The sequence below is a fragment of the Janthinobacterium sp. BJB446 genome (genome assembly GCF_002735655.1).
Classification (GTDB): domain Bacteria; phylum Pseudomonadota; class Gammaproteobacteria; order Burkholderiales; family Burkholderiaceae_D; genus Janthinobacterium; species Janthinobacterium lividum.
Window position 1 is genome coordinate 228,950 of record NZ_PDZK01000004.1, and the last position, 23,791, is coordinate 252,740.

Below are 23,791 nucleotides of genomic sequence, written 5' to 3' on the forward strand. Positions count from 1 at the left end.
GTCACAGTGTCAGCTCCAGCGCATCGGCCACCTCGCCCAGCTGCGCCAGCGCACCTTCGAAATCGTATTGTCCCAGCATGCGCTTCAACTGGCGCGCGTGTTCCGCCTGCCCGGCCGCGACCAGCACGGGGCCGATGCCGTCCAGGTGCTTGACGGCCTGCGCGTCGTCCTGCTGCAGCAGCTGCGACAGCTCGCGCAAGCCCGCTTCCAGGTACGCCCGGTCCACCGGCGCCACGTGCGCCACCGGCGCGCCGCCCGCCTCGGCCACATGGCCGCGCGACTGCATGGCCAGCACGATCTTCGGCACCAGCTCGTCGAGCGCCAGGGTGCAGGCGGCCAGCGCCTGCGGCAAGCCGTCGTGCGATCCCAGGCTGAGCAAGTGCTCGACCCGCGCGGCGCTGTCGGCCAGGCCGCCGGCGCCGATATTGCCGGCCAGGCCCTTCAGGGTATGCGCTTCGCGGATCGCCGTCTCGAGCTGGTTGTTCTCGATGGCGGCAACGATGCGCTGCATGGCATCGAACTGGGTTTCCACAAAACGGTCCAGCAATTTTCGCATCAAAGCGGTATTGCCGCCCACGCGGCGCATGGCTTCCGCCATTTTCAGGCCGGCGATCACGGGCAGCTCCGCTTCCGGCTGCGCCACCACCGCCGTCATTTCCTGCGGCGTGGCCGGCGCGATCCAGCGCGCCAGGGTGCCGAACAGCTGCGCCACGTCGATCGGCTTGGCGATGAAATCGTTCATGCCGGCGTCCAGGCATTTTTCCTTGTCGCCCACCATGGCATTGGCCGTCATGGCGATCACGGGCAAATTCGAATACCGGGGATCCTGGCGCAGCTTGCGCGTCGCCTGGTAGCCATCCATCACCGGCATCTGGCAATCCATCAGCACGCCGTCATAGGCGTTTTCCTCAATCTTCGCCAGCGCGATGGCGCCATTGCCCGCGATATCGACGCGGATGCCGGCGTCGTTGAGAATATGCTGCGCCACTTCCTGGTTCACTTCATTATCCTCCACCAGCAGCAGCCAGGCGCCGCGCAGGGCGCGCTCGTCGTCGCGGTAGCTGCTCTGGCGCTGCGTCTTGCGGCTCTGCCCCGTCACGCCGCCAAACACGAACGCTATCTGGTCGAGCAGGGTCGAGGCGCTGATCGGCTTGTTCAATACGCCGTCGAGCGGCAAGTCGCGCTGGCGTGCCGCCTCCAGCAGCGCTTCCCTATGGAAGGCCGTGACCATGATGCAGGCCGGCGTCGCATCGATGCCGGCGGCATCGGCACGGATGCCGGCCAGGGTATCGAGGCCATTCATGCCCGGCATTTTCCAGTCCATCAGCACCAGCCCGTACGGACGCCCCTCGGCGCGCGCCTGCGCCACGGCGCCGATGGCCAGCACGCCGCCAGACACGGCACGCGCCTCGAAGCCCAGCGCCGTCAGCATGCTGACGAAGATTTCACGCGCGCTGGGGTTGTCGTCGACCACCAGCACGCGCAAGCCCTCAAAGCGCTGCGGAGCAAGCAGGCTGTCGCGCGGCACGGCGGCCAGGCCGAAGCGGGCCGTAAAGAAAAAGGTGCTGCCCACGCCCGCTTCGCTGACCAGGTCGATCTCGCCTTCCATCATTTCCACCAGGCGCTTGCTGATGGTCAGTCCCAGGCCCGTGCCGCCATGGTGGCGCGTGGTGGAAGTGTCGGCCTGGGTAAAGGCCTGGAACAATTTGCTGCGCTGGGGCGGCGTCAGGCCGATGCCCGTGTCGCGCACATCGACGCGCAAGACAGCCGCATGTTCTTCCAGCTGCTGCAGGCGGATGGTGACGACGATCTCGCCCTTGTCCGTAAATTTGATCGCATTGTTGGTCAGATTGATCAGCACCTGGCCCAGGCGCAGCGGGTCGCCCTGCAATGCGTTCGGCACGTCGGGGGCGATGTCGAACAGCAGTTCCAGGCCCTTGTCCTGCGCCCGCATCACGGACAGGTCGGCGATCTGCGCCAGCACGTCCTCGAGGAAGAAATCGACTTTTTCAAAGGCCATCTTGCCCGCCTCGATCTTCGAGAAATCGAGGATGTCGTCGATGATGGCCAGCAGGTTCTTCGACGCCGATTCCACCTTCTCCAGGTAGTTGCGCTGGGTCGACGTGAGCTCCGTCTGCAGCGCCAGGTGGGTCATGCCGATGATGCCGTTCATCGGCGTGCGAATTTCATGCGACATATTCGCCAGGAAGTCCGACTTCATCTTGGTCGCATCCTCGGCCACCTCGACGGCGTGGCGCAGGTCCTGCTCCACGGCCAGGCTGGTGCTCATGTCCTTGAGCGCCTGCAGCAGTTCGCCCGTCTCGTCGCGCGATGTCACTTCGATGACGGAACTGAGGTCGCCATTGGCCACGCGCGTGGCGATCGCCACCGCCTCGCCCAACGGACGCGTGATCGAGCGCGCCGACCAGGCAAAGGCAAGCCCCGTCAGCAGCGCCGCCAGACCGATGCCGCCCATCAGCAGCAGCGAGGTGTCGATGTCGTTGCGTATCCGGGCCGCGCTGTCGCGGATCTGTTGCTGCTGCAGATCGTCGAGCTGGCCCACGTACAGCAGCACCTTTTCCAGCACCGGCAAGGTCTGCGTCTGCATGGCCTGCTCGGCGCGCGCATCCTCGCCGCGCTCGACCAGTTCAAACATCGTCTGGAGCGACACATAGTAGCCGGCGCGGGCCAGGTGCATCTGCTCCAGCAGGCGCCGCTCCTCGGGCCGCGCATCGAGACCGTCGAGGATGCGCACCTGCTCATCGATGTCTTGCCTGATCGCTTCCAGGCGCGCCTGGTTCTCCTGGCGCAGCGCCAGCTCGTGCTGGTTCGGCAGGTTGCCGATGCGCGTGGCGGCCTCGCGCGCCAGCCCATGGATCTTGCTGGTGGCCTTGGCGGCGACCCAGTCGCGCTGCAGGATATCGTCGGTCTCGGCGCGGATGGCATAGATGCGGCTACCCGCCAGGACGATAACAACCAGCATCAGCACGATCAACATGGCATAACCGGCATTGATGCGCACGCCGATACTGATATCCCTGAAGCGCATGACTTTCCTATAAGAAATTCTTGAAAATCGAAGTCTGAACGTATTCCCCTACAAAATGCAAGGTCTTTTGCAAAGGAAAAAGCGTGCCGCGGCTCTTACTTGGCCGGCGTTGCTGCCGGGGGTGTCAAGGCGGCGATGCGGGCTTGCAGGCAGGCGGGGCACCAGCAGCCGACGGCGAGGCTGCCGGGCAAGGGAACGGCCGGCGGCAGGGCCACGCACCAGCAGGGTTCCTTGGCGGCCGGATCGAGCTGGCCACACTGGAAGGTGGCGCCGCAGAGAGTGCACTGGCTCATGGCTGTGTGTGAATTGGCAAGTGTGTGTCATGCTGCGCCGGCATGCGACGCAGATGTAACTGGCAGTAAAAGGGCTGGCTGGGGGACATATCGGGCCAGACTATAGGATCATCAGGGAAAATACAACAAGATCGCCCTATAATGCCTCCAGGATTTTCTTCTTCCCTGTAAAATCGCACAAATCTATTTTCCGGACTCGCCATGAATCAACTAGCTAACTTGAACCTGGACATGAATGACGACTTGACGGCGGTGTCGCCGCAAATCAAGGCGCAGATTCTGGCCGAGGCCCTGCCATACATCCGCAATTTCCATGGCAAGACCATCGTCATCAAGTACGGTGGCAATGCCATGACGGACGAACGCCTGAAGCACGGCTTCGCGCGCGACGTCATCCTGCTCAAGCTGGTCGGCATGAACCCGGTCGTGGTGCACGGCGGCGGACCGCAGATCGACAACGCGCTGAAGAAAATCGGCAAGCAAGGCACCTTCGTGCAAGGCATGCGCATCACCGATGAAGAAACCATGGAAGTGGTGGAGTGGGTGCTGGGCGGCGAAGTGCAGCAGGATATCGTCATGCTGATCAACCATTACGGCGGCCAGGCTGTGGGCCTGACGGGCAAGGATGGCGGCTTGATCCGCGCGCGCAAGATGCAGATGCCGGACCGCGAACATCCGGGCGAATTCCTCGACATCGGCTTTGTCGGCGAGATCGACGCGATCAACCCGGCCGTCGTCAAGGCGCTGCAGGACGACGCCTTCATTCCCATCATTTCGCCGATCGGTTTCGGCCAGGATGGCCAGGCCTACAACATCAACGCCGACGTGGTAGCGGGCAAGATCGCGGAAATCCTGAAAGCGGAAAAGCTGATCATGATGACCAACATCGCCGGCGTCCAGGACAAGCAGGGCAACCTGGTGACCGACCTGTCCGCGCGCGAAATCGACGAGATGTTCGCCGATGGCACGATCTCGGGCGGCATGCTGCCGAAGATCTCGTCCGCGCTCGACGCCGCCAAGTCCGGCGTCAACACGGTGCACATCATCGACGGCCGTATCGAACACTCATTATTGCTGGAAGTGTTGACCGAGCAGGCTTTTGGTACTATGATCCGTTCGCACTAAAAAAATCGCAACGCATCACAGCGAGTAGTTTGGCGGCGCAGATCACCTGGCGCCGCTTTTAATTTGCCCTTGTAGCTCAGTGGTAGAGCACTCCCTTGGTAAGGGAGAGGCCACGTGTTCGATCCACGTCAAGGGCACCAACTATATCTCCCCGCAGCTGAAAAAATGTCCATGGCGGCGTTGTCCTTCCTCGCCGTACATGCGTACTGTCTTCGTCAGTCCGCCTTGCCCTGAACACTTTTCCATCTGCTCTGCCGCGTGTTTTGCGCGGCGGAGCTAGCGTCATCTATTCTTCCTGCTGTCGTTAAAACTAATAAATCCGCTCGACCTTCAAGCCCTTCTGACGCAACAAATCCGGGACGCTTTTCGTTCCCACCAGGTGCAGCACGCCGATGGCGGCCAGGCTGGACTTTTCGCGCGCCAGGAGTTTGGCGATGCCGTCGGCCAGGGCCGGGTTGCGGCCATCCAGCAACACCTTTTGCACGAACTGCGCGGCGAACGACGGGTCTGTCGCGGCCTTGGCGGCCAGCTTGTCGAAGGCGGCGGCATCGGCCGTGCGCCAGGCATCGGCGATCTCGCGCGCTTCCTGGCTTTGCTCCTGGTCCTCGATCGACGCCACGCCGTCTTCCAGGAAGCGGCACTGGTCGGCCGGCGACATGGCGCCAAACAGCGCCATCTGGCCTTCCATCGACTCGAGTTCCAGCACGGGGATCTTGCGCGCCTTGGCCTGCTGCGACAGATAATTGTCGACGGCCAGGTCGGAGCGGTAGCCGAGCGTGGAAAATTCGCCGATGGCCAGCATGCTGGCCAGCATCCACGGCTTCATCGGCGCCACCGACTCGGCTGGAATGCCGTATTTTTGCAACAGCGGCGCCAGGCGCGGCGCCAGCGTCTGGCGACAGTCAGGCGGCACTTTGCTGCCCGGCGCTTCCATGCCGTATTTCAGCACGGCGCCCAGGGCGGCACGCGAATCGGCGCCGGGATCGATCTCCAGCGCCAGCGCGCCAGCCTGGTGCAGCGCCTGCGTCACCGTCGGTTCCAGCGGATAAAAATCGGGCGCGCCGACGTGGATGGTGCCGAACAGATACAGGGTGTGGCTGGCATCCTGCACCTTGAACAGGGCGCCCCGGTTTTGCGCCACCGGCGGTGCTTCGGCAAAGGCCGCCGGCAACGGCAGCAAGAATAATCCGCAAAACATCACTATAATCTGGCGTCGCATGGTTTTCCTGATTGTTGAATTTTTCATCTTGCTTATCATCTTGCCTAAAGACTCCTGTGCCTGTGTCCCATCTTAACCGCTCGTCGCCGGTCTGGCTGTTTGACCTCGACAACACGCTGCACAATGCCTCGCATGCCATCTTCCCCACCATCACGGCCAATATGAACACGTATATTGCCCGCGTGCTGGGCGATGGCGTCACGCCGGCCGACGACGCCATCGTCAATGCGGCGCGCGCGGCCTACTGGCGCCGCTACGGCGCCACCTTGCTGGGCATGGTCAAGCACCATCAGGTACAGGCAGCCCATTTTTTGCACGAGACGCATAGCTTCGACGATTTGCGCGCCATGATACGCGCCGAGCGGGGACTGGGGGCTTTACTCAAACGCCTGCCTGGCCGTAAAATTTTACTCACCAACGCGCCGCTGCGCTATTCGAGCGACGTGATGCGCCACCTGGGCTTGCGCCGGCACTTTGCGCAGCATATCGCCATCGAGGCGATGCATGTGCACCGCCAGCTGCGGCCCAAGCCATCAACGCTGATGCTGCGCAAACTGATGCGCAAACACCAGATCCGCCCTGGCCGCTGCATCCTGGTGGAAGACACTCTGGCCAACCTGAAGGGCGCGAAAAAACTGGGCCTGCGCACGGCCTGGATCACGCAATACTTGAAAATGGCCGATCCGATCGGCGTGGCGAAGCTGCCCAAGGCGTTAAATCGCCCCGCTTACGTCGATGTCAAAGTAAAATCTGTCCGGCATTTGGCACGCCGCCTTCACCGTCTGCGTTGAAGGGGACTCCTGGGCTTCCGGTTGACACCGGAAGCCGCACCGCTAGCGGCGGTGACGGACCTCCCCCATCAAGGCAGCATTTTTTTTAACGACAAGAGAAAATATGGCAAGCACACCGCCGGGCCAACGCAGGCTACAAATTCTTCAGGCCCTCGCCGCAATGCTGGAGCAGCCGAAAGGCGAAAAGATCACCACTGCCGCACTGGCGGCCAGACTGACCGTGTCGGAAGCGGCCCTGTACCGCCATTTCGCCAGCAAGGCGCAAATGTTCGAAGGGCTGATCGAATTCATCGAGTCGAGCGTCTTCGGCCTGATCAACCAGATCGCGGAAAAGCACAGCGACGGCATGACGCAAACACGCGACATCATCGGCATGCTGCTCAATTTCGCCATCAGCAATCCGGGCATGACGCGCGTGCTGATCGGCGATGCGCTGGTCAATGAGGACGAGCGCCTGCAAGTGCGCATGAACCAGTTCTACGACCGCGTGGAACTGGCGCTCAAGCAAGCCTTGCGCGTGGCAGCCGCCGAAGGCCATGGCAAGGAAAGCGAAGTGGCGGCGCGCGCCACCCTGATCGTCAGCTTCGTCATCGGACGCTGGCACCGCTACGCCAAGAGCGGCTTCAAGATCAACCCATCCCAGGAAGCGGCGCTGCAAATCGCCATGCTGCTGGGGTAAGTCACCGCCGCGGCTGTCCCCATGCACACCGACTGTTTCGCCCTGCTCGACGACGCCAGCACGCCCGGCGCCGGTTCGCGCCTGTACACGGGCCTGGCGGCAGTCTTGCAGTGCACCGAGGGGCAGCAGTGGCCCACCCTGCTCGCGGGGCTGCAAGAGGCCTTACAACGCGGCCAGTACGCCGTCAGCGTGTGCAGCTACGAACTGGGGGCCCACTTGCTGGGCATGCCACCGCGCGCGGCAGATCCCGGCACGCCGCCGCTGGCGCAAGTGCTCGTCTTTGAACATTGCACGCAGCTGTCGCAGGATGAGGTGCTGCAGTGGCTGGCCGAACGTACGCCGGCGACGGCAACGCCGGCCGGCATCGCCGGCATCCGCGCGAATGTCGACCAGGCGCAATTTACGCAGGCGCTGCACCGCATCCACGACTACATCGTGGCCGGCGACACCTATCAAGTCAACTACACCTATCGTTTGCGCTTCGACGCCTTCGGTTCGCCCCTGGCCCTGTATGCGCGGCTGCGCGCGCGCCAGCCCGTGCCGTATGGCGCGCTGGTGATGCTGCCCGATGGCGGCGCCCTGCTGTCGCTGTCGCCGGAGCTGTTCGTGCGCCATGCCCAGGGCGAGCTGATGGCGCGCCCCATGAAAGGCACGGCGCCGGCCGCCCCTGCGGACCAAGTAGCAGAAAACGCGCGCCGCGCCGCCGCCCTGGCCCATGATCCGAAGAACCGCGCAGAAAACCTGATGATCGTCGACCTGCTGCGCAACGACATCGGCCGCATCGCCGCCACGGGTTCCGTCAAGGTGCCGGCCCTGTTCGAGGTGACGCGCTACAGCAGCGTGCTGCAAATGACCTCCACCGTGCAGGCGCGCTTGCGCGACGACGCCAGCCTGGCCGACATCTTCCAGGCCTTGTATCCATGCGGCTCGATCACGGGCGCGCCGAAGCGCCGCACCATGGAAATCATCACCGAACTGGAAGCGGCGCCACGCGGAATCTATACGGGCGCCATCGGCTGGTTCGATCCGCCGGCCGCCGGCGCTGCCCACGCGGTGGGCGACTTCTGCATGTCCGTGCCGATCCGGACCCTGGCCCTGCAAGCGGCTGGCCATGGCGGCATCCGGCGCGGCGAGATGGGCGTGGGCGCCGGCATCGTGCTCGACAGCGACCCGCAGGAGGAATTTGCGGAGTGCCAGCTCAAGGCCCGCTTCCTGACGGGGCTGAGCAACGACTTTGAACTGTTCGAAACCCTGCACGCCAGCCGTGCCGGTGGCTGCCGCCAGCAAGAGCGCCACCTGGCGCGCCTGGCCGCCTCCTGCGCCTACTTCGGTTTTGCCTGGAGTGACAGTGCCGCGCGTGCCGCGCTGCAGGCCGCCTGCGCGGCACGCCCCGACGATGCCCCCTTCCGCCTGCGCCTGGCACTGCGCCAGGATGGCCAGTTCACGACGCAAAGCGGCGCGCTCACCGCCTTGCCGGACACGGTCAACATCCTGCTGGCGCCCGACGCCACCGTGGCGGACGACCTGTTCCTGCGCCACAAGAGCAGCGTGCGCGCGCGCTATGACGCGGCCTGGCGCGCGGCCGAGGCGCAAGGCGGCTTCGACATGCTGTTCTTTAACGAACGGGGCGAACTGACGGAGGGCGGGCGCAGCAATGTCTTCGTCCGTCTGGACGGCCGCTGGCATACGCCGCCCCTGTCCTGCGGCCTGCTGCCCGGCGTGCAGCGCGCGGCCATGCTGGCCGATCCCGCCTGGAACGCGCAGGAAACCATCATCACGCGGGCCATGCTGGCGCGGGGGGAAGCGATTGTCGTATGCAACGCGCTGCGCGGGGCGTTGCCGGCACATATTATCGCCAGCGCCTGAAACCGTTCAGGGCAAGGCGCATTGCCGAAGGCAGTGCGAACGCACGACGAGGCACTGCAACGCCGCCATGGACTCCTGAAACAGTTCAGGGCAAGGCGCATTGCCGAAGGCAGTGCAACTGCACGACGAGGCATTGCAACGCCGCCATGGACTGTTTCAGCCGCTAGAGATCCACCTGCATTTCATAACCGCCGTAGATCATCCGCTTGCCATCGAACGGCAGCTTGGCCGTATCCATCATCTCGGCCAGGCGCGGATCTTTCATGACCTTGTCGTTGATTTCATCGCGCTTGGCGCGCGACGCATACACGATCCATGAAAACACCACCACTTCGCCATCCTGCAAGTCCACCGCCTGCGGGAACGAGGTCAGCTTGCCTGGCTTGACATCGTCGCCCACGCATTCGCGAAATTCCAGCGCGCCATACTCGCGCCAAACGGCGCCGCAACTGCGCGACATGGCCAGGTAGGCATCGAGCTTGGCTTTCGGTACGGGCACCACAAATCCATCGACATACGCCATGATGTTCTCCTTTGTTGTGACAAACGCGAACAACCAGCTTAGGACAATGATGGCAAGACGACAAGCGCAACATTAAAAAAAAGCAGGCGTTCAAGCCTGCTTGCGTCTCGGCAACTTACAGCGCCAGCGCTTTTTCCACCGCGCCGACGAGTTTCTTGTCGTCCGGCGTCACCTTGCTGGGGAAGCTTTCCACCACTTTACCGTGGCGGTCGATCAGGTATTTATGGAAATTCCAGGCTGGCGTCTTGCCCGTCTGCTTGATCAGGTCCACATACAGCGGATTCGGCGCGGGACCGGAGACGACGGACTTCGAAAACATGGGGAACTTCACGCCATAGGTGTTGTAGCAGAAATCGGCGATTTCCTTGCTGTTGCCTGGCTCCTGCTTGCCGAAATCGTTCGACGGGAAACCCAGCACCACCAGGCCCTTGCTGCCATACTTGGCGTACAGCGCCTCGAGCCCTTCATATTGATTAGTAAAACCACAATAACTGGCCGTATTGACCACCAGCACCACCTTGCCCGCATACTGGCACAGGTTTTGCGGCGCTTCATCCTGCAGGCGGTTGAAGGTTTGCTTGAGGATGGCGGGGCAGGCGGCCGGAGCAGCGGTAGATGTAGCGGCTTCGGCAGCATGGGCCGGCATGGCCAGGCTGGCACTGGCGGCAAGGGTGGTGAGCGCAAACAGCTGGGCAAGGGTCTTGGACATGAAGGGCACCATGGTTGAACGGAAAAAAACCATTCTATGTCAAACGCCGCGCGCGCGTATGAGACGGACAACAACAGCGATTGCTTGAGCGACATCAACGACAGTGCAGTACTTGCCCAGCGCACAGTTTTTTTACCTATGCTCGGCCTTCCTGTCCCTTTTCTTGCCCTGTGGAGTCGCCATGCCCTTCCCGCACCTGACCGTACTACCCTCCGCCCTGCTGGCTGCCAGCCTGCTCATCCTGGCGCCAGGCGGCGCGCACGCCGCCACGACGGCCAAAGCCGTCAAGCCCGCCGCGACCAGGGACGCCCCCGCCCTGCCCGGCTACCAGGCCGACCTGAGCCAGACCACCGTATCCGGCCTGTCCTCGGGCGGCTTCATGGCGGCGCAATTTGCCGTCGCCTACTCGGCCACGGTGGCCGGCGCAGGCATCATCGCGGGCGGCCCGTATTTCTGCTCGGGCCAACCGGGCCGCTTCCCCTACATTCCCTACCTGACGAATGCCCTGACCACCTGCATGAATCCGGGCAGCGCGCAGGTGGCGCCACCCGTGGCCAGCGAATTGCTGCGCGCGGCGAACGATTTTGCGCGCGCCCGTCTCATCGACGACACGGCCAACCTGAAACGCCAGCGCGTGTATCTGTTCAGCGGAACGAAAGACCAGACCGTGACGCGGCCGGTGGTGGAGCAGGTGGGAAAATTCTATGCGCTGGCGGGCACGCCGGCCGAGCAGATCCGCTTCGTCGACACGGTCGGGGCGGGCCATGCCATCATCACGGACAACAACCAGGACAAGGCTTGCGATGTAACGGCGTCGCCCTTCATCAATGACTGCGACTTCGTGCAGGCGCGCGACATCCTGCAGCACCTGTATCCGGACCTGCAGCCGTCGTCGACCACCCTGACGGGCAAGTTGATATCCTTCAATCAACGCAGCTTCATCCAGAGCGCGTACTCCAGCATGAACAATACGGGCTACGCCTACATCCCGAAAGCCTGCGACAGCGAGAGCTGCCGCGTGCACGTGGTGTTCCACGGCTGCCTGCAAACGACGCAGGCCATCGGCGACCGCTTCTATACCAGCACCGGCTACAACCAGGTGGCGGACGCCAACAAGATCATCGTGCTGTATCCGCAGGCCGAACCGAGCCCCGTCTACCCGTACAACCCGAAAGGCTGCTGGGATTTCTGGGGCTACACCAGCATCAATCCGATCGACCCGGATTTCTACCGCAAGAGCGGCACGCAGATGGAAGCGGTCAAGGGCATGCTCGACCGCCTCGCCGCGCGCCGCGGCTCGCGCTAGGCGACCTTAAATACCGCCCATGCAGATGTATTTAATGACTAAATAATCTTCGATACCGTAGGTCGACCCTTCACGGCCCAGGCCCGATTGCTTGACGCCGCCGAAGGGCGCGATCTCGTTCGAGATCAGGCCCGTGTTGACGCCGACCATGCCCGTTTCCAGGCCTTCGGCCACGCGCCAGATGCGGCCGATGTCGCGCGAATAGAAGTAGGCGGCCAGGCCGAATTCCGTGTTGTTGGCCAGGGCGATCACTTCATCGTCCGCCTTGAAGCGGAACAGGGGTGCCAGCGGGCCGAAGGTTTCCTCTGTCGCCACGCGCATGTCGTTCGTCACATCGGCGATGATGGTCGGCTCGAAGAAGCCGTTACCCAGCGCATGGCGCTTGCCGCCGGCCAGCAGGCGGCCACCCTTGCCCAGCGCGTCGGCCACGTGTTCTTCCACCTTGGCGACGGCCTTGGCGTCGATCAGCGGGCCTTGCGTGACGCCTGCCTCGATGCCATTGCCCACCTTCAGCTTGGCCACGGCGGCCACCAGCTTGTCGGCAAACGCGTCATACACGCTGTCCTGCACGTACAGGCGGTTGGCGCAGACGCAAGTCTGGCCCGCATTGCGGTATTTCGAGGCGATGGCGCCTTCCACGGCGGCGTCCAGGTCGGCGTCGTCGAAGACGATGAATGGCGCATTGCCACCCAGTTCCAGCGACAGTTTCTTGATCGTTGGCGCACACTGTTCCGCCAGCAGGCGGCCCACCTGGGTCGAGCCAGTGAACGTCAGCTTGCGCACGATGGGGTTCGACGTCATTTCGCCGCCGATGTCTTTCGGCGCGCCCGTGACGATGCTGAACACGCCCGCAGGCACGCCTGCGCGCTCGGCCAGCACGGCCAACGCCAGCGCGGAAAACGGCGTCGCTTCGGCCGGTTTCAGGACCATCGGGCAGCCGGCGGCCAGGGCCGGGCCGACTTTACGGGTGATCATGGCGGCGGGGAAGTTCCACGGCGTGATGGCGGCGCATACGCCGATCGGCTCCTTGGTGATGACCAGGCGGCGGTCAGGCCACGGCGATTGCAGGGTATCGCCCGCCACGCGCTTGCCTTCTTCCGCAAACCACTCGATGAACGAGGCACCGAACTGCACTTCGCCTTTCGCTTCCGGCAGGGGCTTGCCCTGCTCGGTGGTCATGATCAGCGCCAGGTCATCGGCGTTTTCCAGGATCAGGTCATGCCAGCGGCGCAGCACGGCCGCGCGCTCCTTGGCCGTCTTCTTGCGCCAGGCGGGCCAGGCGGCATTGGCCGCCTCGATGGCGCGGCGCGTCTCGGCTGCGCCCATCAGGGGCACCGTGCCGATATGCTCGCCCGTGGCGGGATTGCTCACATTAATCGTCTGGCCACCATCGGCATCCGCCCAGGCTCCATTCACGTAAGCCTGGTGACGCAACAAGGTAGGATCTTTCAACTGCAGCATATGGATCTCCGGTCTGGTTTGAATTATCGACGAGGGATACTATGCCACAGCGCGGCCGATTCCGCAGGCGATGCGCGGAACTACTCGACCTTGAAAGACGACAGTTTCGGGTCCGGCGCCGGGTATTCCAGCTTCATGCCCTGCAGGGTTTCCAGCAGCAGGGACGCCACCACCAGGTTGCGCTGCGTCTTGGAGTTCGATGGCACCACGTACCACGGCGCGTGATCGGCATCCGTCTCGCGGATCGCCGTTTCATAGGCGCGCTGGTAGCCATCCCACTTCTTGCGCTGGGCGATATCGTTGGGGTCGAACTTCCACTGGCGGTCGGGATCGTCGAGCCGCTCCTGCAGCCGTCCGCGCTGCTCGTCCTTCGAGATATGCAGGAAGATTTTCAGGATGACGGTGCCTGTTTCGCTCAGCATGCGCTCGAAATCGCGGATCTGCGCGTAGCGGCGCTGGCATTCGGCCTTGTCGATCATGTCCTGCACGCGCGTGATCAGCACATCCTCGTAATGGCTGCGGTTGAAGATGGCGATCTCGCCCTTGACGGGCACGTGCTGGTGCACGCGCCACAGGTAATCGTGCGCCAGTTCGATATCGGTAGGCCCCTTGAACGCCACGGCGCGGATGCCCATCGGATTGATGTTGCTGAAGATCGCCTTGACCGTGCCATCCTTGCCTGACGTATCCATGCCCTGCAAGACCAGCAGCACCTTCTTTTTGTGCTGCGCATACAGCATGCTCTGGCACTCGGCGATCTGCGCCGTCAGGGCCACGGTTTCCTCGCGGTCCAGGGCCTTGCACTGGGCTGCCGTCAGCTTCTTGTTCGCCGCCTTGGTGGCGGCGCCCAACAGGCGCTTGCCGGCGAAATCCTCGTTCAGCTCAAAATCCTTGCCGGCACGAAATTGTGTGCGCGCCTTCATGCCGCCACCGCCAGCTTGCGGTGCTCGATTTTTGTGCAATGGTCCATCACCACCTCCAGCCCCGCCGCCCGCGCCAGCTGCGCCGCCTGTTCGTTGACGACATCGAGCTGCAGCCACAGGCAGCCGGCCTTGACGGCAATGGCTTCCTCGGCGATGGGCAGGATGTCCGCCGATTTGCGGAAGCAATCGACGATGTCGATGCGCGCCGGCGCCACGGCTGCCGCAGCCTCCGTCAGGGTGGCATAGGCGCGTTGCCCCAGCACATCGCGCCCGGCGAGAGCCGGATTGACGGGCAATACGCGGTAGCCCTGCTGCTGCAGGTAGTCGGCCACTTCATGGCTGGCGCGTTCGGGCTTGTCGGACATGCCGACGATGGCGATGATGCGGCTGTTTTGCAGGATGCGGGCGATGTTGGGCATATTCGGATCGTAGTTAGGCGTGCGACATTGCCCGCCTAGCGTAGCAGATTCCCGTCCCGCCGGGAGCTAGCCAGAAGACTTAGCCTTACGCACGGCCGCCATCTTCGCCACGAAGGCTTGCGCGCGCGCCGTCACGGCCGCGTAATCTCCCGTGGCGCCCGGGCCACTCAGGCTGCTGCCGATACCCACGGCCACGGCGCCGCTGGCAAACCAGGCATGCAGGTTTTCCACCGTCACGCCGCCCGTGGGCATCAGCGGCGCTTGCGGCAGAGGGGCGCGCAGGGCCTTGATGTAGGCGGGACCGAACATCTCGGCGGGGAAGACCTTGACGATGTCGGCGCCGGCCTGCAGGGCCGTGACGATCTCCGTCGGCGTCATCGCCCCCGGCATGGACAGCACCTGGTAGCGCTGGCACAGCGTGATGGTCTCCACGTTCACGCCGGGCGAGATGATGAATTGGGCACCGGCCAGGATGGCGGCGCGTGCCGTCTCCGTATCGAGCACCGTGCCCGCGCCCAGCAGCACGTCATCACCATGGCGTTCGCGCAGGGTGCGCAGCACGCCCAGGGTATCGGGCGTGGTGAACGCCACTTCCAGCGCCGTGATGCCGCCGGCGATACATGCCTCGGCAATCTGCACGGCCGCCTGCGCCGAAGAGGCGCGCACGATGCCGACCATGCCCCGTTCGATAATGCCCTCGAAAACCGTGTGCTTCTGCATTTGCTCTCTCCTGTCAGGCCGGCAGGGCGCCAAAGCGCACTTCCGGCAAACCGCGCACGCCCACCTGGCGCGCATGAAACAATCCCCCGGCCAGCGGTTCGCTCTCCAGCTGGGCCGGGGTCAAGCTCTCCTGCGCCGTCGTGACGAACAATTCGTCGTAGTGCGGGCCGCCCAGGCTCACGCAGCTGGGTTGCGAGACGGGCAGGCTGATCTTGCGCTCGACGCTGCCGTCCGGCGCGAAGCGCAAGACCCTGCCGGCGCCCCACTGCGCGCTCCACAGGTAGTCATCCGCGTCGATGGTGGCGCCGTCGGCGGCGCCCGGCCCCGGATCGAGCACGGCAAACACGCGCACCCGGCTGGCGTCGCCCCCCAGGTAATCATCCCAGCGATAAATCGCCTTTTTCATCGAATCGCAGAAGTACATGGCCGTGCCGTCGACACTGAAGCAGATGCTGTTCGAGATGGCGATCTGCGGCAGTGGCAAGCGCTCCAGGGTCAAGTCCAGGTTGAGGCGATAGAAGCTGGCGATCGCATCGCGGCACGGGCGTTCATCGAGCGTGCCGAAGACAAAGCGTCCCTGGCGGTCGCAGCGGCCATCGTTCAGGCGCGTCATGGGCAAGTCCCCCTCCACCGTGTGCAAGCGCGTGACGGCCCCGCTGCGCGCGTCAAACCAGGCCAGTCCCGAAGCCAGTCCCAGCAACAGCACATCGTCGCTATCCGTCAGCGCGAAGCAGGCCAGGCGCTCGGGCATGGCCCAGCTCTGGCGCTCACCCGTGTCCAGCACCAGCGCATGCAGCTGGCAGCCTTCGATATTCGTCCAGAAAACGCGGCCGCTGCGTTCGCACCAGCGCACGCCCTCGCCCAGGAAGTGCTGCGCATCGACCAGTAGTTGGGCCTGTGTCCCCATCATTTTTCCTTGTTTTTCAGTGTGATTCGCGCGGAACCGCCGAGCCGCGGCAGCCGACGAGAAAGTCCAGGTCCGCGCCTTCGTCGGCCTGCGTCACGTGCTTGATATACATCGACTGGTAGCCGCCCTTCATGGCCGGCGGCGGCGCGCTCCACTCGGCGCGCCGCCGCGCCAGTTCGGCCTCGTCGACGTCCAGGTGCAAGCGGCGCCCCGCCACATCCAGTTCAATCATGTCGCCATCGCGCACCAATGCCAGCGGCCCGCCCACGGCCGCTTCCGGCGCCACGTGCAGCACCACCGTGCCGTAGGCCGTGCCGCTCATGCGCGCGTCCGAGATGCGCACCATGTCGCGCACGCCCTGCTCCAGCAGTTTTTTCGGCAGTCCCATATTGCCCACTTCCGCCATGCCCGGATAGCCCTGCGGGCCGCAATTTTGCAGCACCATCACGCAGCTGGCGTCGATATCGAGCGCGGGATCGTCGACGCGCTTTTTATAATGCTCGATACTGTTGAAGACGACGGCGCGGCCACGGTGCTGCATCAGTTCCGGCGAAGCGGCCGACGGCTTGATGACGGCGCCGCGCGGGGCCAGGTTGCCATGCAGGACGGCGATGCCGCCTTCGTCCTTGAAGGGCTGCGCCAGCGGCGTGATCACCTCGGGATTGAAATTTTCCGCTTCGGCCACGTTGACGGCCATGCTGGCGCCCGTGACGGTGAGCGCCTCACCATGCAATTTGCCCAGCAGGTCACGGATGATCACGGGCAGGCCGCCCGCATAGTAAAAATCTTCCATCAGGTACTGGCCCGACGGCATCAGGTTCAGCAGGCAGGGAATGTCGCGGCCCAGGCGGTCCCAGTCACCCAGGCGCATGTCCACGCCGATGCGCCCGGCGATGGCCAGCAGGTGGATCACGGCATTGGTCGAGCCGCCGATGGCGCCGTTGACCATGATGGCGTTTTCAAACGCTTCGCGCGTGAGGATCTGCGACAGTTTCAGGTCTTCATGCACCATGTCGACGATGCGCCGACCCGTCAGCTGGGCCTGCAGCTTGCGGCGCGCATCGACGGCGGGAATGGCCGCGTTGCCGGGCAGGGTCACGCCCAGCGCTTCGACCATGCTGGCCATGGTGGAAGCCGTGCCCATCGTCATGCAGTGACCGGCGGAGCGCGACATGCACGATTCGGCCTGCTTGAATTCGTTTGAGCTCATGCGCCCTGCCCGCACGTCTTCGGAAAACTTCCATACGTCCGTGCCCGAACCGATCGGTTTGCCGCGGTAATTCCCGTTCAACATGGGACCGCCCGACAGCACGATGGTCGGCAAGTCCACGCTGGCCGCGCCCATCAGCAGGGCCGGGGTGGTCTTGTCGCAGCCCGTCAGCAGCACCACCCCGTCGATCGGGTTGGCGCGGATCGATTCTTCCACGTCCATGCTGGCCAGGTTACGGAACAGCATGGCCGTCGGGCGCAGATTCGTCTCGCCCAGCGACATGACGGGAAATTCGACGGGAAAGCCGCCCGCTTCGAGCACGCCGCGCTTGACCATCTCGGCCAGGTCGCGGAAATGGCCATTGCAGGGCGTCAGCTCGGACCAGGTATTGCAGATGCCGATGACGGGACGGCCATCGAAGGCGTCGCTGGGGTAGCCCTGGTTCTTCATCCAGCTGCGGTGAATAAAACTGTCCTTGTCGTCGCCGCCAAACCACGCTTGCGAACGCAAGGGACGCTTGTTCTTGTTGCTGCTCATACTGTCTCCTGCGGGGAAATCAAGCCGCGCGCGGCGGCGATCAGCAGCGCACCGTGACCGGCCAGATAGTCTTGCTGCTGGTCGTCGACGATGATGCGCTTGCCATAAAAAAATCCGTGTTCTTCGATCAGCAGCCCGAGCGCCTGGCGCAGCATGGGTTTACCAGTAATGACGAGCGGCGTATCGGGCCGCATCTGGATGGCGGTGCTGTTGCGCAGCGCCAGCAGGTCGCCGCTGAGGACGGCGCCCATCAGGAAATTGGCCCGCTCATTGCATTCGACAGCGCTGAACTGGCCCAGGGTGCGCACGCTGAAGCAGGCGCGCGCCAGCCCCGTTTTTTGCGCCGCGGCCGCGCCGGCCAGCAGCATTTTCGGCACCAGGGTCTGCGCAAATCCGCCGTCGACCGATTGCTTGATCAGGGTGTGCTGCGTGATCGCCTGCAGCAGCTCGCCCGCGATGGTGGTGCTGCAGCCGAGGATGCGGCGCTGCTCGTCCACGCTGATCAGTTTGGTATGCGAGCCGGGCATGATCAGGGTCGCCGCGCCCCGCAACTGCAGGCGCTCGAGCAGCGCGACGACTTCCGTCTCTTCGCCGCGCATCATATCCATCGCTTCGACGTTATGCAGGCCGACGGCGCCATGCTGGTTGCGCACGCCGGGAATCAGCCACAGGGGCTGCGCCAGCACGTCGGGCAAGTCCACCGCCTGCATGCCTTGCGCCAGCTGGGCCAGGCCGGCAGGCGCCGGCAAATGCGGTACCTCCCGCACGCCCATGGGCGAAGTGATCATGCCAGACGCCAGCGCCAGGTCCACCTCGGATGGCGCGATGCCGGCACTGGCCAGCACGCTGGCGATGGTGTCGCGCAGCGCCTGTTTCAGCGCGCCGTTATGGCCATCGATGGCGGTATTGCGCACGCCCGTTTCCAGCTGCGCCTGGGCGACGACGGCGCCCGCGCGCCACAGCAAGGTACGCGTATTGGTAGTGCCGGCATCGATGGTGAGTATGTTCATGGGCAGGTTCGCAGCGTCGGTCAGGACAAAAATAAATGAGGGAAAAACTACCCCATGGTAGAACTGCCCCGCATATCTGACCAATCACTTATTTGACATCATTGATACCGGTTCGGATATGTCAAACGCATCGATATCCTGCACGCCCAAACGGTAGGCAAGGTTGAAGCGCCTCGCCTCTCCCGGCTGCAGTTGCACGCCCTGCGCCAGCAGGGAAAAACAGCGCGCGTCGGAATACAGATGGCAGCTGTCCTGGGTGCTGGAAAAACGCAAGACCCGGCCCGACGCGGGGTCGGCAACCCGCGCCGCCTCGCGCATCTGGCCGCTGCCCGTCCAGTAAAAGTCATGCCGGAATCCCGGCGATTGCGCCAGCGCGGGCCAGGCCAGGCGCGAAGCGAGCGGCGCCGCGTGACGGAAGTCGAATGCGCTGCCCGCCACATCGAGCGGAGCGTCGCCCGCGCAGCCGCCGGGCCGGTAGCGGTCGGCGGCCAGGCGCAGTACATGGTCGCCCACGCCGGCACGGCCGCCCTGCAGATTGAACAGGGGCGCGGCAAGAGAGAAACGGGAAGCCGCCTCGGCCGTGGCGGCGCAATCGAGGTGCAGGCTGCCATCGTCGTCAAGCCGGTAGGCCAGGCGCACTGACAGACCATGTTGCGCCAGGTGCAGCCGCAAGTGGCCGTCGTTTGGCGCTGCGCCCTGCCAGCCCATGGACGCACGCGCCGCCGGGGGCACCGCGCCCAGCACATCGGCCAGACGGCCATAGCGGTCGGGCGCCCACCAGGCCCGCACGCTGGCATCGTGCGCGTCGATGGCCACGCACATGCCGCGCGCATTGCGCAGCAGATGCATCATGGCGCCGGCCCGGGCGCTGGCGGCGGCCGGCTGCGCTGCTGGAATTCGCGCGGCGTGCAACCGAGTTCGCGCTTGAAGACGGCATGCATGTACTGCACCGTGGTAAAGCCGCAACGCACGGCCACCTCGGCCACCTGCCCCGGCCCGCGCGCCAGCAGGGTCTTGGCCGCATCGAGCTTGAAATGCAGGATTTCATCGTGCACGCTGCGCCCCAGCTCGTGGCGGAAGTGCGCTTCGAGCGAGGAGCGCGAGACCCCCACGTAATCGGCCACCTGCTCCGTCTTGATGCCCTGGCAGGCGTACTGGCGGATGAAGTGGCGCGCCTGCATCACCTGCGGATGCTGGAAGGGCTGGTGGCGCGTGGAAGCGAGCACGTTCAGGCCGGCCGGCGGCACGAGGATGCGCGTGCCGGACAGGCGCGCGCCATTCAACATCTGGTGCAGCAAATGCGCCGCCGTGCGGCCCATTTCCTCCGTGCCCTGGATCACGGAACTCAATGGAATGCGCGTGAGCATGCGCGCCAGCGGGTCGTTGTCGATGCCGATCAGGGCCACTTGCTCCGGCACGGCGATCCCGGCATGCATGCATGCCTGCAGCAGCTGGCGCGCGCGCGCGTCGCTGACGGCGATGATGCCGACAGGTTTTTCCAGGCTGTTGAGCCAGGCGATCTGCTGCTCCACCGCTTCGTCCCACGAGGGCGCGCTGGTGGCGACGCCCCGGTACACGTCGGCGCGCATATGGTCGCGCTCCATCAAGGCGCAAAATGCCGTTTCGCGCTCCTGCGCCCAGCGGTTGACATCGGCCTCGGGCAGACTGAAACAGGCAAAGCGGCTCAATCCCGCTTCCACCAGGTGTTCATAGGCCAGCTTGACGATCTTGAAATTGTCGGTCGCCACATAGGGAATATTGGCCGGATAGCCCTCCTCCTTTGCGTACGAGCCGCCGACGGCCACCACGGGCAGGCGGCTGTGCGCCAGCGCCGCGCAGACGGCGGGATCGTCGAAATCGGCGATGATGCCATCGCCCTGCCAGCGTTCGATGCCCGGCAGGCGGCAGCGGAAGTCCTCTTCCAGGAACAGGTCCCAGGACACGCGCGTGGTGTTCAGGTAGGCGGCGATGCCGGCGATGATGTCGCGGTCATAGATCTTGTTGCCATTGAAAAGCAGCGCGATCCGGTGCGCGGTCGGCAGTTTCATGCAGGTGTCTCCTCCATGTGGCGGCCAAAGAAGTATCTCTGGCCGCACGACGTAGTCAGGCCTTTCGGGGCCTCGAAAAACCGTAGCGAGCGGTCCAATATCGTCTTGAGTAGCGCAAGCGTACAAAGGTACGCTGAGCAACGCAGAGGCGATAGTGGTGCGCGCAGTAGGTTTGTCGAGGGTCCACGCTATCTGCGTCCGGCCCGGGTGCTGACATCGACCCACACGGCGAGGGTGAGGATACTGCCTTTTACGATCATCTGCCAGTAGGTGTCCACGTCCAGCATGGACATGCCGTTATCCAGGCTGGCCATCACCAGCGCGCCGATCAGGGCGCCGTACACGGTGCCCGAGCCGCCGCGCATCGAGGTGCCGCCGATGAAGCAGGCGGCAATCGCATCGAGTTCGCTGAAGGTGCCGGCCGAGGGCGAACCGGCCGCCAGGCGGCCCGTGTTGATCAGGCCCGCCAGCGCGCACATCAGGCCCATGATGCCGAAGATCCACAGCTTGACGGCTTTCACGTTGATGCCGGACAGGCGCGTCGCTTCCATATTGCTGCCGACAGCGTAGATGCGCCGGCCAAACACGGTCTGGCTGGTGATGTAGCTGAACAGTCCCAGCAAGGCCAGCAGCAACAGCACGGGCAGCGGGATGCCTTCATAGCCGTTCAGGGTTTGCACGAAGGCATACAGCACGGCGCCGATGACGGCCAGGCGCAAGCCGTCGGCCCAAGGCGCCGTCTGCGGCAAGCCATGCTGTGCGCGGCTGGCACGCGCGCGCCACGTCAGGAAGGCGGCCAGCAGGAACAGGCCGATGCCCAGCACGATGCCGGGCACGGCGGGCAGATAGCCCTGCCCCAGGTAGACCATCGGCTCGGAGACGGGCGCGATCGTGATGCCGCCCGTGATGCCCAGCAGGATGCCGCGATACGCCAGCATGCCGCCCAGTCCCACGATGAAGGAGGGGATGCCCCGGTAGGCCGTCAGGTAGCCGTTGAGCAAGCCGATCACCAGGCCGCAGCCGAGTACGGCCGCCAGGTTCAGGGCCAGCGGCCAGTGCTGCGTCACGTCCAGCACGGCGGCGATGCCGCCGAGCAGCCCCAGCAGGGAGCCGATCGACAGGTCGATCTCGCCGGCGATAATCACCAGCACCATGCCGCAGGCGAGGATGCCGGTGACGGACATCTGGCGCAGCAGGTTCGACAGGTTGCGCGGCGTGAGGAAACTGCCCTCCGTCTTCCACGAAAAGAAGGCCCAGATCAGCGCCACGGCGATCAGCAGGGCCAGCATCTTGTATTGGGTGAACAGCTGTTTGATACTGTGCGGTTTCATGCTGCGGGTTCCTTGTTTGCGGTGCTGGCGGCGGGTGCCGGACGCTGGTCCAGCGCCGCCGCCAGCACGGTTTCCTGGCTCAGGTCATCGTTGATAAAGTCGCCGCGCAGGCGGCCTTCGCCCATCACCAGCACGCGGTCGGACACGCCCAGCACTTCGGCCAGTTCCGACGAGACCATGATGATGGCCACGCCCCGGTCGGCCAGCGCCAGCATCAATTTGTAGATTTCATATTTGGCGCCCACGTCCACGCCGCGCGTGGGTTCGTCGAGGATCAGCACGCGCGGGCGCGTCAGCAGCATCTTGGCCAGCACGGCCTTTTGCTGGTTGCCGCCCGACAGGCTCGTAATGGGCAGCGAAGGGCTGGCCGCCTTCAGTTCCAGCTGGGCGATCTCGCCGCGCACGGCCGTCAATTCCGCTTCGCCATCGATGCGCGTGGCGCGCGCGAATTCTTCCAGCACGGCCAGGGTGATGTTCTGCCCCACGTCGAGGTCGGGCACGATACCGTGGTGCTTGCGATCTTCCGGCACCATGGCCAGGCCCATGGCGATGGCCTTTTGCGGCGAGCGGGTATCGATTCTCCGGCCATCGAGCCACACTTCGGCCTGGCACGGCCCCTGGTATGCGCCGAACAGGGCCGAGACGAGCTCCGTGCGCCCCGCCCCCACCAGGCCGGCGATGCCGAGGATCTCGCCCTTGCGCAGGGTGAATGACACATCGTCGACCCGCTTGCGCTGCGGGTTGTCGGCATCGATGCAGGTCACGTGGCGCGCCTCGAACAGCACCTCGCCAATGGCCGGCGGCTGCGCGCGCTGCGGATACAGCTGGCTCATTTCGCGGCCCACCATCTGCGCGATGATGCGTTCGACACTCATCTGCGCCATCGGCGTGGTGGCGATGTGCTTGCCGTCGCGGATGACGACGATGGTGTCGCAGATGGCCGCCACTTCATCGAGCTTGTGCGAAATATAGATGCAGGTGACGCCCTTGGCCTTCAATGCGCGCAGGATATCGAGCAGCACGGCGATTTCCGACGCCGTCAGCGACGACGACGGCTCGTCGAGGATCAGCAGGCGCGCATTCTTGTTGAGCGCCTTGGCGATTTCCACCAGTTGCTGGTGGCCGCCGCCGTAATTCATCACGGGCTGCGCCACGTTCAGTTCGGGAATTTTCAGTTCGCGCAGCAGCTCGTCGGCGCGCTTGTACATGGCCGCATAATGCATGCGCCCGCCGGGCAGGGTGAGCTCGCGGCCCATGAAGATATTTTCGGCCACGGACAGCTGCGGCACCAGCATCAGTTCCTGGTGGATGATGATGATGCCCGCGTCTTCCGTGTCGCGGATCGATTGCGCGCGCAGGGGCTGGCCATCCCACAGGATGTCGCCCTCCCAGGTGCCGTGCGGGTACACGCCGGACAGCACCTTCATCAGGGTCGACTTGCCGGCGCCATTCTCGCCGCACAAGCCGATGCACTCGCCGGCCCGCACCTGCAGGTCGATGCCGTCAAGCGCGCGGACACCGCCAAACTGTTTGACGATGCCTTTCATTTCAAGCAGATAGTCGGACATTCTTGCTCTCGTTGCTGATACGGGGAAAAATGTCGGATTACGCTACGCTGATCCGACCTACCGGTAAAAAAGGGTAGGTCGGGTTAGCGCATGGCGC

Annotated in this window: 21 protein-coding genes and 1 tRNA gene; 6 read left to right on the plus strand and 16 right to left on the minus strand. The window is 64.3% G+C overall.

Annotated elements, in window-relative coordinates; genetic code table 11:
* Window position 1: 1 nt before the first annotated feature.
* A complete protein-coding gene (locus CSQ92_RS23130) occupies window positions 2-3,049 on the minus strand; it encodes a response regulator (protein WP_099395502.1) in 3,048 nt (1,015 codons plus the stop codon).
* A 95-nt stretch (window positions 3,050-3,144) separates the two neighbouring features.
* The gene (locus tag CSQ92_RS23135; RefSeq protein ID WP_099395503.1) at window positions 3,145-3,342 is read right to left on the minus strand and encodes a cysteine-rich CWC family protein; all 198 of its coding nucleotides are present in this window, start codon (window positions 3,340-3,342) and stop codon (window positions 3,145-3,147) included.
* 231 nt (window positions 3,343-3,573) lie between these two features.
* Here CSQ92_RS23135 and argB point away from each other — a divergent pair, with 231 nt between their 5' ends.
* Complete coding sequence (argB, locus tag CSQ92_RS23140; protein ID WP_010393729.1) at window positions 3,574-4,467, plus strand: acetylglutamate kinase; 894 nt, start codon at window positions 3,574-3,576, stop codon at window positions 4,465-4,467.
* Between the two features lie 65 nt (window positions 4,468-4,532).
* A tRNA-Thr gene (locus CSQ92_RS23145) sits at window positions 4,533-4,607 on the plus strand.
* Window positions 4,608-4,777: 170 nt separating this feature from the next.
* On the opposite strand, the gene CSQ92_RS23150 is transcribed toward CSQ92_RS23145, so the two are convergent.
* Window positions 4,778-5,647: a TraB/GumN family protein gene (locus CSQ92_RS23150; RefSeq protein WP_249153658.1), complete on the minus strand. Its 870-nt coding sequence runs from the start codon at window positions 5,645-5,647 to the stop codon at window positions 4,778-4,780.
* Window positions 5,648-5,742: 95 nt separating this feature from the next.
* Between CSQ92_RS23150 and CSQ92_RS23155 the strand changes: the two genes are divergently transcribed.
* The 3 genes from CSQ92_RS23155 to pabB all read left to right on the plus strand — a co-directional run bounded on the left by CSQ92_RS23155 (window position 5,743) and on the right by pabB (window position 9,022).
* Window positions 5,743-6,477 (plus strand): pyrimidine 5'-nucleotidase, encoded by a 735-nt coding sequence (locus tag CSQ92_RS23155; RefSeq protein ID WP_092609535.1) that lies wholly within the window; start codon window positions 5,743-5,745, stop codon window positions 6,475-6,477.
* 103 nt (window positions 6,478-6,580) lie between these two features.
* Window positions 6,581-7,156: a nucleoid occlusion factor SlmA gene (gene slmA / locus CSQ92_RS23160; protein ID WP_034752791.1), complete on the plus strand. Its 576-nt coding sequence runs from the start codon at window positions 6,581-6,583 to the stop codon at window positions 7,154-7,156.
* Between the two features lie 21 nt (window positions 7,157-7,177).
* On the plus strand, window positions 7,178-9,022 hold the full coding sequence (gene pabB, locus CSQ92_RS23165; protein WP_099395505.1) for an aminodeoxychorismate synthase component I: 1,845 nt from the start codon (window positions 7,178-7,180) through the stop codon (window positions 9,020-9,022).
* Window positions 9,023-9,185: 163 nt separating this feature from the next.
* Here pabB and CSQ92_RS23170 read toward each other — a convergent pair whose 3' ends face one another.
* On the minus strand, window positions 9,186-9,545 hold the full coding sequence (locus CSQ92_RS23170) for a DUF1428 domain-containing protein (RefSeq protein WP_099395506.1): 360 nt from the start codon (window positions 9,543-9,545) through the stop codon (window positions 9,186-9,188).
* A gap of 115 nt (window positions 9,546-9,660) precedes the next feature.
* Complete coding sequence (locus CSQ92_RS23175) at window positions 9,661-10,254, minus strand: glutathione peroxidase (protein ID WP_099395604.1); 594 nt, start codon at window positions 10,252-10,254, stop codon at window positions 9,661-9,663.
* Between the two features lie 181 nt (window positions 10,255-10,435).
* On the opposite strand from CSQ92_RS23175, the gene CSQ92_RS23180 reads away from it, so the two are divergent.
* Entirely contained in the window at window positions 10,436-11,560 is a 1,125-nt protein-coding gene (locus CSQ92_RS23180) for an extracellular catalytic domain type 2 short-chain-length polyhydroxyalkanoate depolymerase (protein WP_099395507.1), read from the plus strand.
* Window positions 11,561-11,566: 6 nt separating this feature from the next.
* Here CSQ92_RS23180 and gabD read toward each other — a convergent pair whose 3' ends face one another.
* The 11 genes from gabD to xylG all read right to left on the minus strand — a co-directional run bounded on the left by gabD (window position 11,567) and on the right by xylG (window position 23,694).
* Window positions 11,567-13,021, minus strand: coding sequence for an NADP-dependent succinate-semialdehyde dehydrogenase (gene gabD, locus CSQ92_RS23185; RefSeq protein ID WP_099395508.1), 1,455 nt, complete (start codon window positions 13,019-13,021; stop codon window positions 11,567-11,569).
* Window positions 13,022-13,101: 80 nt separating this feature from the next.
* Complete coding sequence (locus tag CSQ92_RS23190; RefSeq protein WP_070279946.1) at window positions 13,102-13,944, minus strand: PPK2 family polyphosphate kinase; 843 nt, start codon at window positions 13,942-13,944, stop codon at window positions 13,102-13,104.
* Window positions 13,941-14,363, minus strand: a complete 423-nt coding sequence (locus CSQ92_RS23195) for a CoA-binding protein (protein ID WP_099395509.1) — start codon at window positions 14,361-14,363, stop codon at window positions 13,941-13,943. Before CSQ92_RS23195 ends, CSQ92_RS23190 begins: the two co-directional genes overlap by 4 nt.
* 66 nt (window positions 14,364-14,429) lie before the next feature.
* Window positions 14,430-15,083 carry a bifunctional 2-keto-4-hydroxyglutarate aldolase/2-keto-3-deoxy-6-phosphogluconate aldolase gene (locus CSQ92_RS23200; protein WP_099395510.1) on the minus strand — a complete coding sequence of 218 codons (654 nt, stop codon included), beginning with the start codon at window positions 15,081-15,083 and terminating at the stop codon, window positions 14,430-14,432.
* A gap of 13 nt (window positions 15,084-15,096) precedes the next feature.
* Entirely contained in the window at window positions 15,097-15,990 is an 894-nt protein-coding gene (locus CSQ92_RS23205; RefSeq protein ID WP_099395511.1) for an SMP-30/gluconolactonase/LRE family protein, read from the minus strand.
* A gap of 16 nt (window positions 15,991-16,006) precedes the next feature.
* Window positions 16,007-17,737 carry an L-arabinonate dehydratase gene (gene araD / locus CSQ92_RS23210; protein ID WP_099395512.1) on the minus strand — a complete coding sequence of 577 codons (1,731 nt, stop codon included), beginning with the start codon at window positions 17,735-17,737 and terminating at the stop codon, window positions 16,007-16,009.
* Window positions 17,734-18,747, minus strand: a complete 1,014-nt coding sequence (locus CSQ92_RS23215) for a 2-dehydro-3-deoxygalactonokinase (RefSeq protein ID WP_099395513.1) — start codon at window positions 18,745-18,747, stop codon at window positions 17,734-17,736. Before CSQ92_RS23215 ends, araD begins: the two co-directional genes overlap by 4 nt.
* Window positions 18,748-18,831: 84 nt before the next feature.
* Window positions 18,832-19,599, minus strand: coding sequence for an aldose epimerase family protein (locus CSQ92_RS23220; protein WP_143450419.1), 768 nt, complete (start codon window positions 19,597-19,599; stop codon window positions 18,832-18,834).
* Window positions 19,596-20,795, minus strand: coding sequence for a XylR family transcriptional regulator (locus CSQ92_RS23225; protein ID WP_099395515.1), 1,200 nt, complete (start codon window positions 20,793-20,795; stop codon window positions 19,596-19,598). The genes CSQ92_RS23220 and CSQ92_RS23225 overlap by 4 nt, the downstream gene beginning before the upstream one ends.
* Before the next feature lie 188 nt (window positions 20,796-20,983).
* Window positions 20,984-22,126: a sugar ABC transporter permease gene (locus tag CSQ92_RS23230; RefSeq protein WP_034783811.1), complete on the minus strand. Its 1,143-nt coding sequence runs from the start codon at window positions 22,124-22,126 to the stop codon at window positions 20,984-20,986.
* Window positions 22,123-23,694 carry a D-xylose ABC transporter ATP-binding protein gene (xylG, locus tag CSQ92_RS23235; RefSeq protein ID WP_099395516.1) on the minus strand — a complete coding sequence of 524 codons (1,572 nt, stop codon included), beginning with the start codon at window positions 23,692-23,694 and terminating at the stop codon, window positions 22,123-22,125. Before xylG ends, CSQ92_RS23230 begins: the two co-directional genes overlap by 4 nt.
* Window positions 23,695-23,791: the final 97 nt, after the last annotated feature.

Coding starts and splice junctions, on each gene's coding strand:
- CSQ92_RS23215 (WP_099395513.1), bottom strand. CDS start 18,747: ATGAACATACTCACCATCGATGCCGGCACTACCAATACGCGTACCTTG.
- argB (WP_010393729.1), top strand. CDS start 3,574: ATGAATGACGACTTGACGGCGGTGTCGCCGCAAATCAAGGCGCAGATT.
- CSQ92_RS23180 (WP_099395507.1), top strand. CDS start 10,436: ATGCCCTTCCCGCACCTGACCGTACTACCCTCCGCCCTGCTGGCTGCC.
- xylG (WP_099395516.1), bottom strand. CDS start 23,694: ATGTCCGACTATCTGCTTGAAATGAAAGGCATCGTCAAACAGTTTGGC.
- CSQ92_RS23225 (WP_099395515.1), bottom strand. CDS start 20,795: ATGAAACTGCCGACCGCGCACCGGATCGCGCTGCTTTTCAATGGCAAC.
- CSQ92_RS23175 (WP_099395604.1), bottom strand. CDS start 10,254: ATGTCCAAGACCCTTGCCCAGCTGTTTGCGCTCACCACCCTTGCCGCC.
- slmA (WP_034752791.1), top strand. CDS start 6,581: ATGGCAAGCACACCGCCGGGCCAACGCAGGCTACAAATTCTTCAGGCC.
- CSQ92_RS23220 (WP_143450419.1), bottom strand. CDS start 19,599: ATGATGCATCTGCTGCGCAATGCGCGCGGCATGTGCGTGGCCATCGAC.
- araD (WP_099395512.1), bottom strand. CDS start 17,737: ATGAGCAGCAACAAGAACAAGCGTCCCTTGCGTTCGCAAGCGTGGTTT.
- CSQ92_RS23200 (WP_099395510.1), bottom strand. CDS start 15,083: ATGCAGAAGCACACGGTTTTCGAGGGCATTATCGAACGGGGCATGGTC.
- CSQ92_RS23230 (WP_034783811.1), bottom strand. CDS start 22,126: ATGAAACCGCACAGTATCAAACAGCTGTTCACCCAATACAAGATGCTG.
- CSQ92_RS23190 (WP_070279946.1), bottom strand. CDS start 13,944: ATGAAGGCGCGCACACAATTTCGTGCCGGCAAGGATTTTGAGCTGAAC.
- CSQ92_RS23205 (WP_099395511.1), bottom strand. CDS start 15,990: ATGGGGACACAGGCCCAACTACTGGTCGATGCGCAGCACTTCCTGGGC.
- gabD (WP_099395508.1), bottom strand. CDS start 13,021: ATGCTGCAGTTGAAAGATCCTACCTTGTTGCGTCACCAGGCTTACGTG.
- CSQ92_RS23135 (WP_099395503.1), bottom strand. CDS start 3,342: ATGAGCCAGTGCACTCTCTGCGGCGCCACCTTCCAGTGTGGCCAGCTC.
- CSQ92_RS23195 (WP_099395509.1), bottom strand. CDS start 14,363: ATGCCCAACATCGCCCGCATCCTGCAAAACAGCCGCATCATCGCCATC.
- CSQ92_RS23130 (WP_099395502.1), bottom strand. CDS start 3,049: ATGCGCTTCAGGGATATCAGTATCGGCGTGCGCATCAATGCCGGTTAT.
- pabB (WP_099395505.1), top strand. CDS start 7,178: ATGCACACCGACTGTTTCGCCCTGCTCGACGACGCCAGCACGCCCGGC.
- CSQ92_RS23170 (WP_099395506.1), bottom strand. CDS start 9,545: ATGGCGTATGTCGATGGATTTGTGGTGCCCGTACCGAAAGCCAAGCTC.